Annotated in this window: 9 protein-coding genes; 8 read left to right on the forward strand and 1 reads right to left on the reverse strand. The window is 56.9% G+C overall.

Features of this window, described 5'->3' with window-relative positions:
• The first annotated feature begins 23 nt into the window (after positions 1-23).
• On the forward strand, positions 24-1,160 hold the full coding sequence (locus JMJ04_RS17705; protein WP_201371767.1) for an amidohydrolase family protein: 1,137 nt from the start codon (positions 24-26) through the stop codon (positions 1,158-1,160).
• 192 nt (positions 1,161-1,352) lie between these two features.
• Positions 1,353-1,820: an NUDIX hydrolase gene (locus JMJ04_RS17710; RefSeq protein ID WP_201371768.1), complete on the forward strand. Its 468-nt coding sequence runs from the start codon at positions 1,353-1,355 to the stop codon at positions 1,818-1,820.
• Between the two features lie 96 nt (positions 1,821-1,916).
• On the opposite strand, the gene JMJ04_RS17715 is transcribed toward JMJ04_RS17710, so the two are convergent.
• Positions 1,917-3,929 (reverse strand): beta-galactosidase, encoded by a 2,013-nt coding sequence (locus tag JMJ04_RS17715; protein WP_201371769.1) that lies wholly within the window; start codon positions 3,927-3,929, stop codon positions 1,917-1,919.
• A gap of 539 nt (positions 3,930-4,468) precedes the next feature.
• Here JMJ04_RS17715 and JMJ04_RS17720 point away from each other — a divergent pair.
• The 6 genes from JMJ04_RS17720 to JMJ04_RS17745 all read left to right on the forward strand — a co-directional run bounded on the left by JMJ04_RS17720 (position 4,469) and on the right by JMJ04_RS17745 (position 12,842).
• Positions 4,469-6,565 carry an alpha-ketoacid dehydrogenase subunit alpha/beta gene (locus JMJ04_RS17720; protein WP_201371770.1) on the forward strand — a complete coding sequence of 699 codons (2,097 nt, stop codon included), beginning with the start codon at positions 4,469-4,471 and terminating at the stop codon, positions 6,563-6,565.
• Positions 6,566-6,735: 170 nt separating this feature from the next.
• Positions 6,736-7,563, forward strand: coding sequence for a zinc ribbon domain-containing protein (locus tag JMJ04_RS17725; protein ID WP_201371771.1), 828 nt, complete (start codon positions 6,736-6,738; stop codon positions 7,561-7,563).
• Between the two features lie 255 nt (positions 7,564-7,818).
• Positions 7,819-8,556 carry a M16 family metallopeptidase gene (locus JMJ04_RS48045; protein WP_201371772.1) on the forward strand — a complete coding sequence of 246 codons (738 nt, stop codon included), beginning with the start codon at positions 7,819-7,821 and terminating at the stop codon, positions 8,554-8,556.
• Positions 8,553-9,137 carry a M16 family metallopeptidase gene (locus tag JMJ04_RS48050; protein WP_201371773.1) on the forward strand — a complete coding sequence of 195 codons (585 nt, stop codon included), beginning with the start codon at positions 8,553-8,555 and terminating at the stop codon, positions 9,135-9,137. Before JMJ04_RS48045 ends, JMJ04_RS48050 begins: the two co-directional genes overlap by 4 nt.
• Before the next feature lie 27 nt (positions 9,138-9,164).
• On the forward strand, positions 9,165-12,470 hold the full coding sequence (locus tag JMJ04_RS17740) for a tetratricopeptide repeat protein (protein WP_201371774.1): 3,306 nt from the start codon (positions 9,165-9,167) through the stop codon (positions 12,468-12,470).
• A 21-nt stretch (positions 12,471-12,491) separates the two neighbouring features.
• On the forward strand, positions 12,492-12,842 hold the full coding sequence (locus JMJ04_RS17745; protein WP_201371775.1) for a roadblock/LC7 domain-containing protein: 351 nt from the start codon (positions 12,492-12,494) through the stop codon (positions 12,840-12,842).
• Positions 12,843-12,935 lie beyond the last annotated feature (93 nt).

Here is a 12,935-nt window from a genome sequence, read left to right on the forward strand (position 1 = left end):
ACGCCTGGGCTAAGAGGTGTGTTATGCTCGATCTAAACACTATTCCTATTATCGATAATCATTGCCATCCCTTCCTGCTTCAGCAGCGGATGGATGCTCAGACTTTTCGTGGCTACTTCAGCGAGGCGACCCATCCCAGCTTTGCCCAGAAGCATGTCTCGCATTCCATCTACTACCTCTGGTTTCTGCGCCAGGCCGCAGCCTTCTATGGCTGCAAACCGCTTGAAGATGAGATAATCGCGGCTCGCTCACGCTTCGATACCGCAGACCTGGTGCACCGCCTCTTCGCGGATGCCTATATCGAGGCCTTGGTGCTCGACTCTGCCTACCCACCGCCCACAACCTGTTATGCTCCCGAGCAGATTGCCAGTCAGGGTGGTGTCCGGGTAGCAACCCTCCTGCGCCTGGAGATCCTGATGCAAGATCTTATTCAGGCACATACCGATTTCGATGAGGTGGTCGCGCGCTATAGCGAAACGGTACGCCACGCCCGTAAGCTTGGTTACAGTGGCCTGAAGAGTATCGTGGCCTACCGCACAGGCCTGGAGGTCGCGGAATGGTCAAAAGATGAGGCGGTCGCGGCCTTTACCGAGGCCCGCGCCCAGGCTACCCGACATGGCGAGCTACGTTTAATGCACAAGCCCCTGCTTGACTATCTCTTACATCAAGCCTTTGAGCAGGCGGCTGAGCAAGAGCTTCCAGTGCAGTTTCATACCGGCTATGGCGATGGCGATACCGATATGCGCCTGGGCAATCCGCTACACCTGCGCGCCATCTTCGAGCGGGGCGACTATCAGCGTATGCCCATCGTCCTCCTGCACGAAAGCTATCCCTATGTGCAGCTTGGGGCCTACCTGGCCGCGATCTATCCCAATGTCTACTTTGATCTCTCGTATACCATTCCCTTTGTCGAAAAACTTGAAATGCTCACATTCACCCGCCAGGCCCTGAGCATCGCGCCCGCCAGCAAGCTAACCTATAGCTCTGACGGTATCAATGTCCCTGAAATGCTCTGGGTAGGCGCCAAACGCGTCCGCACCATCCTGGCTCAGGTCCTGCAAGAGATGATCGACGCCGACGAACTCGACACATCCCAGGCCCAGCACCTTGCCCGCCTGATCCTGCACGACAACGCCGCCCAACTCTATTTTAAAATATGATCCGGCCACGCAACCAACTATCAAATCCCATAGGCGCCCGATTTATCGCGCGCGAGGCGATTTATCGCAGTGGTATGGGTGCGTGGTCACGCCTGATCCATGTCATAGGCAAAATAGATCTGCATAGGCTATTAGGGGAACGCAGCCGCCCATGCAGGAGGGCTGACTGTCCAATATCATGGAGAAATACCAATGTCTGAATCACTTAATTCTGTGACTAATCTCGCCCAATTTCGCATCGGGATCTCCGCCCTGATCTTTCGCCAGGGCCAGATTCTCCTGGCCCACCGCAGCGATATCGACTGGTGGAACCTGCCCGGTGGCGGCATGGAACTTGGAGAGACGCTTGAGCAGACCGTCAGCCGTGAGGTCCTGGAAGAAACAGGCCTCCAGGTCGCCGTCGAGCGCCTCGTAGGCGTCTATTCCAAGCCCCAGAAGCAAGAGGTTGTCCTCTCCTTCCTCTGTCGTATCACTGGCGGCGAACTAACCACAACCCTTGAATCCCGCGAATGCCGCTTCTTCTCCCCAGATGCCATCCCCGCCAACACCCTCCCCAAACATCGCCAGCGTATCGAAGACGCCCTCCTTAACCAGGAACGCGCCCTCATCCGCAACCAGCTCTCCAGCACCTCCCACGACCAGAACCTCCCCAACGCGTAACACAACGTCTTTTTTATATTATTTGGGTCGGAGGCGTAGAGTGTTCCGCCAGCCGCAGGCTGGCGGAACACTCTACGCCTCCGACCCAAATAATATTTATTTCTTCAATACCAGCACGTCCAACGGTCCCATCTCTACCGTTCCCTCAACCTTTCTCTCGTCCAGGAGGGAGGTATAGCTTCCCATTGGCAGAGTGATCTGCTGCCGCTCCTTGCTCTGATTGAGCACAAAGTAAACCTTCTCGCCGTGCTCGCCCTCGCGTAGCGTGACCTCGACGCCCTCTGGCGTGTCTAGAACTGGCTCTACGCCTGCCTGCGCGCAAATCTGCTTGATAAGCGTGTGTACCAGTCGCTGCTCAGCGTGCGTCGCGACATAGTAGGCCTTGCCTTGCCCATAGCTATGCTCAGTGATCGCTGGCTGTTGCGCGTAGTAGTCCTGCCCAAACCTTGCCAGAGCCTGCGCGCCCTTCAGATGTACCAGCTCGCCCCACTTGGTCGCTGCATAGCGCCCGCGCAACTCTCCCTCTTCGATAACGACCTCGTTGGACATCTGCGGTGTCAGGGGATCAAACTCCTCAACATAGATGCCGAGCAGTTCGCGGAGCGCTCCGGGATAGCCGCCTGGGATGACATGCTCATGCTCGTCGACGATGCCGCTGAAGAAGGTCGTGAGGAAAGTTCCTCCCAGCTCCACAAAGCCTTTGAGCTTCTGCTCCACACCTGGCATGATCATGTGCAGCAGGGGCGCGATGACCAGTTTGTACTCGCCCAGCTCCGCCTCGGGGGACACGATATCCACCGCAATATTCCGCGCATAGAGCGCCTTATAATAGGTAAGGATCTGTTCATAGTAACGCAACTGATTGCTTGTCCCCGGCTGATATTCGGAGGACCACCAACTCTGCCAGTCCATGAGGAGCGCGACCTTAGCGTGAATGCGGGTGTTGGCGACCTGTGGGGCCAGCTTCGCCAGTTCGGCACCCGCCTGGGCTACCTGCTTAAAGATGCGGTTCTGCTCGCTTCCCTCGTGCGAGACGACCGCGCTATGATACTTCTCCGCGCCCGCCATGGATTGGCGCCACTGGAAGAAGAGCGCGCCATTGGCTCCATGCGCGATGGACTGCATAATGTGCATGCGCAGTTGTCCTGGTCGTTTATGGGGGTTCTGTGACTGCCAGTTGACCTGGCTCGGACTCATCTCCATGACGATGTGAGGCTGCCCGCCCTTCGCTCCACGCATGATGTCATGCGGCATGGCGACCTGGGCCGCGCCGTCATGAGGCGCTGGGTACATATCAAAGGAAACGATGTCCATATGTTTGGCCCAATCGAAGGCATCGACGGGTTTGAAGGCCACCATCAGGTTGGTCGTCAAGGGGATAGACGGCGTGGCGCGGCGGAGAATCTCCTCCTCCAACTCGTAGCATCCGCGCAGTGAATCGTTCATAAAGCGCCAGTAATCCAGCGTTTGCGTGGGATTGGTCTGCGCTGGCGTGGTACGCGGCGGCAGCACGTCTTCCCACTCATAGTAGCGCTGGCTCCAGAAGGTGGTTCCCCAGGCCTGGTTCACCTTGTCTAGCGTCTGATAGCGTTCTTGTAGCCATTTGCGGAACGCGGCGGCACAATTCTCACAATAACAGGCGCCTGTATGGCAGCCATATTCGTTGTTGAGATGCCACATCTTCAAGGCAGGATGTTTGGCGTAGCGCGTTGCAATCTGTTCAACGAGCGCGCCGGCCTTGCGCCGGTAATCGGGGCTGTTTGGGCAGTAGTGCTGGCGCGAGCCATGGCTCATGCGCACGCCCTGCTGTGTCACTGGAAGCATTGAGGGGTAAAGGCGGCTCATCCAGGTTGGAGGCGAGGCAGTCGCGGTCGCCAGGTCCGCGTAGATACCATGCTCTGCCAACATATCCATAATGCGGTCCAGTTGCTCAAAGTGATATTTATGCGGTTCTGGCTCTAGCAAAGTCCAGGAGAAGATATTAATTGAAACCATGTTTACATGGGCCAGTTTCATCAGGCGCATATCCTCGCGCCAGATCTCCTCTGACCACTGTTCCGGATTATAGTCCCCACCATAGAGGATCTTATCAGGAAAATATTGCTGCATAGCTCTTAAATGCTGCCTTTCCTTTTCGACATTGATATTATAAGCAGTGTATCACGTGTGGAATATGAGGGTGTGGAAGTGCCAGCTCCCCAAATCATGTAGGGTCCATGCTTGCATGGACTCCGAGCGTAGCGACGACCACCACGCCCATGCCAAGCATGGATCCTCCAACTTACTCTATGCAGAATGGTTACCTTTCTCAGCTCCATGATATGTAGACGCGTGTTTCAGCAGCGTCGTGCCCCTTCCCTCCTCGTCCCATGATATGTAGACGCGTGCGTTTAGCAGCGTCGTCTCTGGTATGGTATTATACGAGTGCAGTTCTGAGAATTGCTGTTTCCAGCAAGAGAGAGGTGGTTGTGCCGCAACGATGCCGCACTCTCCATACATGTGCTCTCTCTGCTGTTTGTTTTTCAGGGGTCCCACCCTTATAATGGGGAGTGGGAATAGGTTGTAAAATACAAAATACAAAATTTCGAATTTGTAGGAGTTTGAACGATGCCCAGAACGTCGGTGCAGACTTACGGAGGCTATTGCATATGACAGTGAATATCGAAGCTACGGAAGCTGATACTCTAGCACAGCCGCTAGATGTCATTGCACTTTTCCGCACCATGGTTACCGCACGAGCCATCAACGACCTGTTGAAGACTCGCAAGACTCAGGGTCGTTTCCCTTTCTATATTGGTTGTGCTGGGCATGAGGGTATGGCAGCGGTCGTGGCTGCCTTGCAAGAAAGTGACTGGCTCGCGCTTTACTATCGTGACCTGGCCGCCTGGCTCCAGCGCACAGGCGATGTCTATGGACCTCTGCGCGAGGCCTATTCTCGCTCAACTGGCCCCATGTGCTCCGGGCGCAATATGCCATCGCACTATAGCAGCCGGAGCCATCGCATCCTCCCAGGTGTAAGCGAGGTTGGAGGCCTGGCTCCCTTCGCGGGCGGCGTCGGCTTCTCGCTTAAGCAGCATGCAAGCAAAGATCTGATTATGTGCTCTACAGGTGATGGTGGCTCAGCCACTAACGACTTCAGCGTGCTTCTGCGCCAGTCGGCTGTGCATCAGCTCCCTGTGCTCATGGTCATTGAAGATAATAATTGGGCGATTACGACCCCCTCAGTGATCCAGTATGCCGGCTCGCTCGTGGAGTGGGCAAAGGGCGCTGGCGTCTACGCGGAAGAGGTCGATGGTACAGATATCATGGCGACCTATGAGGCGAGCAAACGCTTCGTGGCCCGTATTCGTTCCGGCCAGGGTCCAGTCCTGATGCATCTGCGCCTGGGTCTGCTTGATCCGCATTCCAGTAGCACAGATATCAAGTCCTACCGCAAGAAAGAAGAGATCGCGCTCACGACCGAGACCAAGGACCCGGTCAAGAACTTTGGCCGCTGGCTGGTGGCAAACGGTCACTTGCAGGAAGGCGATCCAGAGCGTATGCGCAAAGAAATTCGCTCAGAGCTGGATCGCGTTGAGCGCGAGGTCTTGCAAGAGCCGGAGCCGGATGGCAGCCGCGTGATGCAGCATGTCGTGGCTGTTCCCGAGTGGCATGAGAATATTCCTCGTGGTGCCAGGCGTCCTCTGACCATGCTGGGTGCGATCAATGAGGCCCTGGTCGAGCTGGCCGACCGCGATCCCAACTTCTTTGTCTACGGTCAGGATGTTGGTAGCCCCAAAGGCGGCGTCTTTGGCGCGACTGCCAACCTCGTGCAGAAATATCCTGAGCGCGCCATCAGTAGCCCGCTGAACGAGCAGCTTATCGTGGGCCTGGTCGCGGGCGCTGGCATGGTCGATGGTAAGGCACGCTGTGCCGAGATCCAGTTTGTCGACTACCATCAGTCGTCGACCCAGACTGTGCGCCTGGCGGCTCGTACCTCCTATCAGAGCTTTGGCGACTGGTACGCGCCCATGATTATTCGCACTAAGTCGGGCAGCGGTGGTGGTGGCCCCATCTCCAGCAGTACCGCGGGCGGCGGCGCCTTTGGCCACTCCAATGCCGGAGAGCAGTGGTTTACCAATATTCCTGGCATGATTACCATCTGTCCCGCGACCCCCTTTGATGCCAAGGGCCTGTTGTTACAGGCTGCGCGTTCGCAGTCGCCTGTGACCTTCCTGGAGCGTGGTCGCCTCTATCGCTCGGAGCCGCCCAAGGATGCTGATGGCAATATCATCCCCCAGATGGCCGAGTACTGGAGCGTCCCCGAGGGTTACTATACCCTCCCCATTGGTAAGGCGCGCCGTATTCGCATCGGCGAAGGCCCGGTGAGCGTGGCGATTGTCGCCTGGGGTTCGATGACTCTTGAGGCCTGTACCGCCGCAGCCAATATCGTCAAGCAAGAGGGAGGCGCGATTGAGGTAGTTGACCTGCGCACGCTGGTGCCCTTCGATGAAGCGACCGTCGCTGCCGCAGTCAAAGAGGCTAATCGCGTCGTTGTCGTGACCGAGGAGTCCGATCTGACCAGCTATGGTCGCCATGTGCATTCCTGGATCGTCCAGAACTGCTTCTACGACCTGGACGGCTCGCCAACATTCATCAGTGCGGTCGCAGCGCCAGCCGCTCCCTACAACGCGCCCGAAGAGGTTGCCTTCTATCCCACGGCCAAAACTATCGAGGAGCGCATCGCCGACCTGCTCGTCGAATAAGATCCTCAGAAAGAAAAGAGTGCGCATAAAAGCCGGGGCATTGCCCCGGCTTTTATGCGCACTCTTTTCTTTCCCCTTTTCTGTGCTCGACGTGTGCTAAAAACTATGCTACACTGCGTCTTAGATGCAAGAAGAACTACGATGCGCTTTTCAAGGAGAACTCTAAAACCATGACCTGTACATCTTGTGGTGCTGATGTCACCGGAAAGAAGTTTTGTCCTGAGTGCGGTACATCTGTGCAGGCTGCTCAGCCCATGCGGACATGTCCCCACTGTCAGGGGTCTGTGCGCGCAGATGCAGCTTTCTGTGCACATTGCGGCGGCTCACTTAAAGGGGCTGCACCTGTCGCTTCGGCGCCCACGACGCGGGCCTGCCCCTCGTGTCATGCTGAGTTGCCCTTGTCCAGCGCCTTCTGCACAAATTGTGGCTCTCAGCTCCAGGCGACCCCTCCCTATACCTCGTCGGGACAGTATCCACAGTATCCCTCTCAGCCAGCGCAGCCTCAGTATCCGCAAGCGCCGCAGTATCCGAATCAGGTGCCCTATCCACAGCAGCAACCCTACCCACAACAGCCCTATCCGCCGCAGTATCCGCAACAGCAGCAGTATGGGCAACAGTATCCCCAGCCAGCCCAGCAGCCTTATGGCGCGTATCAGCCCGATCCCATGATGGGCCAGGGGCAGATGGTGCTGCGTTGTCCCACCTGTATGGCGATGGCTCCTATCGGGACCGCCTACTGTCGTGGCTGCCGCACCAATCTGGCAGGTGTCGTGCCCGTGCCCATGAACACGATGGCTCCTGGCCAGCAGCCCGGCGGCTTTATGCAGGGGAATGGAGGCAAGTATGCCATGGGGGCGCTGGGAGGTGCCGCCGCGGTGATTGGCGGCGAGATGCTCCTTGAGAACCTGGTCGAGGGCCAGCATCATCACCATCATCGACGCGAGGATGACGACGATAATGGTGGCCTGCTCGGCTTTATGGATAATATCGGCCTCTAATCTGACTGGTGCATCTGTGCCCGCTACTGGCGTACGCGGCTATATATGGCGGTAGCCGCGTACGCCAGTAGCGGGCACTCTCATACCTTCAATATACCAAAATTGGCTATCTCCCTTTTCTGTTTAGTTGCGGCAACGTCTGAAACCGTCTATAATACGGCGAGATACTCTCGTCTCCGTATGCAGAAAAATAAGCTGTCCGGGTTGTTGGTATTGTATTAGTCCTATTTTGATCAGGAAATATAAGGAGAACTGGTGCCTTCTTGCCTCTTACGAGGCCAAGCGCCAGAACTGCGCATGAACTACGAGCGAACGACTCTGCCTAATGGTTTACGTCTACTTACTACCTCAATGCCTGGTATGCGTTCCGCCAGTATTGCCTTCTTCTTTATGGTAGGTTCGCGTCATGAGGATAACCACGTCGCGGGTGTGTCCCATTTCATTGAGCATATGCTTTTTAAGGGATCGCAGCACTATCCTTCTGCCAGGGCTATCTCCGAGGCGATTGAAGGAGTCGGGGGTGTCTTTAATGGGAGCACGGGGAAGGAACTGACGAATTATACGGCTCGCGTACCCGCGGAACAACTCTTTGCGGTCATGCGGGTCTTTGCTGATATGTTCCGTCGCCCACTTTTTGATCCAACCGAGGTCGAAAAAGAGCGCAATGTGATTATTGAAGAGATCAGCTCAACACAGGATGATCCCCAGGAATGGGTGAATCTCCTGGCTGACGAGGTGATGTGGCCTGCTCTCCCCCTGGGACGCGATGATGCCGGAACTGTCGATTCTGTCTCAGAGTTGAGGCTTGAGCAAATGCTGGATTATTTCCACACATTTTATCGCCCTAACTCGCTGGTGATCAGCGTCGCTGGCAATATTGATCCTGAGCAGGTGCGCCAGGTGACTGAAGAGCTATTCGGGGACTGGGAGCCGAGCGAGTTCCCAGGCTGGAGTGCCTCGCTGCCCCCGTCAATGCGGCACCTGTCCGTATGATTGAGAAGGACACTGAGCAGACAAACGTTTGCCTGACCACCCTGGGGACCTCGTATCGCTCTGCCGACTACTTTACATTTTTGCTTATCAATGCTCTACTGGGTGATGGAATGAGCTCACGCCTCTTCCAGTCGATTCGCGAGGAGCAGAGTCTGGCTTATGATATTGGTAGCTATCTGAACTGTTACCATGAGACTGGGAGCCTGGTGGTGAGCGCGGGTGTTGACCCTTCGAGTATTGATGCCACCGTTCGGGCCATCCTGGTGGAGCTGGAGCACCTCTGCACAGAGCCAGTACCGGACGAAGAGTTAGCGCGCACCAAAGCCTATGTGCGTGGTGGCTTCTTGCTGGGGCTTGAGGGAACCCAGCAGGTAGCATCCTGGTTGGGTAGCCAGGAGTGTGCGCAGCACCAGGTGCGGGAGATCGATGATATCATTGCCCATATTGACGCCGTGACTGTACAGGATGTACAGCGTGTAGCACAGTCGTGTTTCGCGCCCCAATGGCGTCGCCTGGCGATTATTGGACCAGATGGAACACAGCGAGCAGGTGAGTTTGAGAAGTTGCTTACAGGTGTGTAATGCTGCGGGAAGAGGAGACCTTGTTTTATGGCACAAACCAAGCTACAAACGAATCCGCCAACTACGCTTCGTGATTATTTACAACAGACCGAGGATCTGATCAGCAGAGGCGAGCATGAAGAGGCCCTGGCTCGTTGTCAGCATATTCTGGCTCAGCATCCTGAGTCTCTGGAAGCGCAACGCCTGCTCGGTGAGGTCTATTTCGCTCAGGGGAAATTAGAAGAAGCTCAACAGGCCTTCGACTGGGTGTTGATGAATGATCCCGAGAATGTAGTTGTGTATTGTGACCGGGCCTTAATTAGCGAGAGTCTCTCGGATTTTGATACGGCCCTCGATTGTTACCAGCAGGCTTATGAGTTGAGCCGCGGCAATAGCCACATTCGCGAGGAGTTTAATAAGCTCAGTGCCAGGGCGGGTCAGCAGGGCTTTATGTTCTCGCGCGCAGGTCTGGCCCGGCTCTATACGCGTGGTGACCTGGTAACACAGGCTATTCAGGAGTGGGAGGCGGTCCTCGCCGTGACCCCTGAACGACTAGACGCGCGTTTGGGTCTGCTTGAGGCACTCTGGCGTGAGGGCTTGTATGATCGAACCGAGCAGCTTGCGCGCCAGATTTTGCAGGATGTGCCCGGCTGCCTGAAGGCGCAACTTCTCCTCGCCCACATCATCTCGCCGCGTGATATGCACCAGGCTGAAGATCTCATCAAGCGCGCCGAGGCTCTCGACCCTGATTTGCTGATGGCACAAGAACTCTTTGCCGATCTGTTGGCGAAGCAGACGCCTGCCCACGAGCCATTCCTGGCCATTATCCAGCGAGACCCGGTGGCATTGGACAAATCCGTTCAGGAAGTATCTGCTCCTCAGCCATCCACTTCGTCGAGCCGTCCCAGCTGGCCAGGCCTCGATGCAGCCTCCCAGGAGGTTCAGCAGCCAAGCACCTCATCAAGCCGACCGAGTTGGCCTGGCTTTGATGTCATTCCCGAACAACAGCAGTCAAGCACCTCGTCGAGCCGGCCGAGTTGGCCTGGTTTTGGTGCCGAATCTCAGGAGGCACAACAGGCGCCTGCCAGTGAAGCCTCTATGCCTGGAGCAGAAGCCCCGACTAGTTCCTCTTCTACCTGGAATTGGCCCGGTGTTGACCGACCCGCCGCTGCCACTACCAATCAGTCGAACCAAACGGACCTCAGTGCCTTGCTGGCCGAGGCCCGTAAATATCTCTCCTCCTCGTTTGATGACGAAGCATCCTCGCCAGCCGCCGAGCCTGAGCAGCCCTCGAAACAGCCTTCCAGCGCCTCCTGGTCCGGCATAAGCAGTGAGCCTTCCGCCAGTGAACCAGCCACCACAGCGCCAAACAAACCATCTAGTGGCGTTTGGGAGGCGTCGACCACTCTGAATAAGGGTGAAGCAACACCCACAGAATGGCTGGATATGTTGACCCAGGGCGAGCGCCAGCGTATGGCAGAGCCTGCTGGTGAGCCTCAGGAGGCCTCTGCTCCGGTTGAATCTCAGCAGCCACCAACGCCAGTCCAGCCATCTCAACCAGCCGCGGCTTCCCAGCCTCTGGTAACTCCTGAAGTGAAAGCCGAGGCTAAGGCTAATGAAGACGCCTTTACCTCGCCCTTTGCCATGGATGATGACGAGGAAGAGTCTTCCTTCGGCCCCTCCTGGCTGAAGTCGATAGGAGCCGAGAGCAGGGAGAATAGCATGGAAATGCCTGCTATCTCGCTCTCCAAAGCCAGGCCAGAAGCCTCCAAACCTGTCGCGAAGTCAGAGGCGCCTGTGAGCCCTCAGCCCGCAGAGCAGCCCAAACCCAGCGTCGAACTGCCCATGGCCTCCGAACCCATTCAGCCTGCGCCAGAGCCGGGATCAGCAGACCCCTTTGCCTCCTGGTCGGGATACGCAGCCACGCCCAGCGCACACCTTGAGCAGCCAGAAGGACATCATGAGGCTCCACAGGAAGAGGCGGCGTCACTGCCTACGTTTGATTCCTGGAACTTCTCCAGCGATATGGGCGGCGAGCCAGGTGCGTCTGCCGCCATGCCTGAGTGGGCAAGCCAGTTACTTGGTTCCTCGGAGACAGCGCCCGCCGAGCCTTTGCCCGCCCCCTCGTGGATGTCTCAACTCTCACGCTCCGCCGAGCCTGCGCCCCTCAACGAGGCGCCTGAGCCAGCGCAAGCGGAGGCACCAGGCACGAACGAGAATGAGCAGAGCGTTGTCAGCTCACTAGAGGATCTGGAGAAAAACCTCTACTCACAGGGCTTTGTCCCCATGGAACCACACAGCCTCTCCTCCCTGGCGGAAACAGAACCAGCCACGCCAGAGCAGCCAGAGCAGCCAGAGTTTTCGGAGATTCCAGACTACCTGGGGGCCCTGAAGCAGGAGCCTCAGGGAGCGACGCCCGATTTCTTGCGCGAACTGCAAGGGTGGCAGCAACAGCCGAGTCAACCGGAAGCACAGGACTGGCAGCAGCAATTACAGCCAAGTCAACCGGAAGCACAGGACTGGCAGCAGCAGTTACAGCCGAGCCAATCAGAAGCGCAGGATTGGCAGCAGCAATTACAGCCGAGCCAATCAGAAGCGCGGGATTGGCAGCAGCAATTACAGTCGAGCCAGTCCGAGTCTCAGGAGAGTACCTCACTCTCTTCCGCCCTGGCCCAGCTAGGCCTGGTGAGCCAGCGCGCTCAGGAAGAGCCGCAAGCTCCTGTCCAGCCAGCCGCGAGTGTCGCGCCCGAGCCACAACCGTCAGCGGAACAGCCTTCATGGGTGGCCGCACTAGGTGCCGTTCCTCCCATGCCGGTACAGCCAGTCACACGCGAGCCAGGGCCTCAGTCGGACCCTGTCCAGCCAGCTACGCCATTTGCGGCCTCGCCCAAACCTGAGATGGAGAAGCCCTCGCCGCAGTCGAAGGCGCGTCCGAATCCCTTCCTGGAAGATGGCCTGGAAACAACCATGAAGCGGCCCGCGATACGCCTTCAGCCGATGCAGCGTAACGCGAAAGAATCGCAAGCCCCTGTGGTACGCAGCCGACCCGTGGAGCGCAAATCAGCGGCAAGCGAAGGGAGCGGCAAGCCCCAGGAGCGCTTACTCAAGGGCTATCAGTATCAACTGGTGGGCGACTATGACGAGGCGATGCAAGAGTATCGCGTCTTGGTTCGTACCTCGCCAGAGGTGCTGGGAGAAGTGGTAAGCAATCTCCGGGCATTGCTCAAGCTGGCGCCCAATTATGCAGCCGGCTATCGTGTGTTGGGAGATGCATACATGCGCCAGGGGGAATACCTCCAGGCAATGGAGGCGTATAATAAGGCGCTGACCATGGCGAAGAAGGCTAAGTCCTAATCATCAATAAGGAGTTCTGACGTGGAAACTATTCTGCAACGGCTGACTGACCTTGACGAGGTGTACGATGCCATCCTGGTGGGGAAAGATGGTTTGATCGTCTCGGGTATACTGCATAGCGAAGACGAGGAGGTCGTCGGCGCTATGTCTGCAGCCGCATTTGGTTCCATTACCAGTTTTACTGAGCAGATTAGCAATGGGGAAACCAGCCACGTTGTCATCGAGACGAAGAAGGGGACGATTCAAATGGAGGCGGCGGGCGATTTGATCCTGATCGTGACAACAACAGGTAAAGGTAATATGGGTCGCGTACGCCTGGAGATGAAGAAAGCCTGCGCGCAACTGAACGAACTGGTCACCACCGGCTACTAGGCGCGGGATGCAGAAAGGTTGATCCTTGACGGTTGCCCGACGCTGCTAAAGCACACATCTACATATAACAACCATATGTAGACACGTGCTTTA

Source organism: Ktedonobacter robiniae (assembly GCF_016587375.1).
Taxonomy (GTDB): domain Bacteria; phylum Chloroflexota; class Ktedonobacteria; order Ktedonobacterales; family Ktedonobacteraceae; genus Ktedonobacter; species Ktedonobacter robiniae.

What these genes read in the sequence shown, in the direction of transcription:
- JMJ04_RS17705 (WP_201371767.1), top strand. Translation starts at nt 24, where the DNA reads ATGCTCGATCTAAACACTATTCCTATTATCGATAATCATTGCCATCCC.
- JMJ04_RS17710 (WP_201371768.1), top strand. Translation starts at nt 1,353, where the DNA reads ATGTCTGAATCACTTAATTCTGTGACTAATCTCGCCCAATTTCGCATC.
- JMJ04_RS17715 (WP_201371769.1), bottom strand. Translation starts at nt 3,929, where the DNA reads ATGCAGCAATATTTTCCTGATAAGATCCTCTATGGTGGGGACTATAAT.
- JMJ04_RS17720 (WP_201371770.1), top strand. Translation starts at nt 4,469, where the DNA reads ATGACAGTGAATATCGAAGCTACGGAAGCTGATACTCTAGCACAGCCG.
- JMJ04_RS17725 (WP_201371771.1), top strand. Translation starts at nt 6,736, where the DNA reads ATGACCTGTACATCTTGTGGTGCTGATGTCACCGGAAAGAAGTTTTGT.
- JMJ04_RS48050 (WP_201371773.1), top strand. Translation starts at nt 8,553, where the DNA reads ATGATTGAGAAGGACACTGAGCAGACAAACGTTTGCCTGACCACCCTG.
- JMJ04_RS17740 (WP_201371774.1), top strand. Translation starts at nt 9,165, where the DNA reads ATGGCACAAACCAAGCTACAAACGAATCCGCCAACTACGCTTCGTGAT.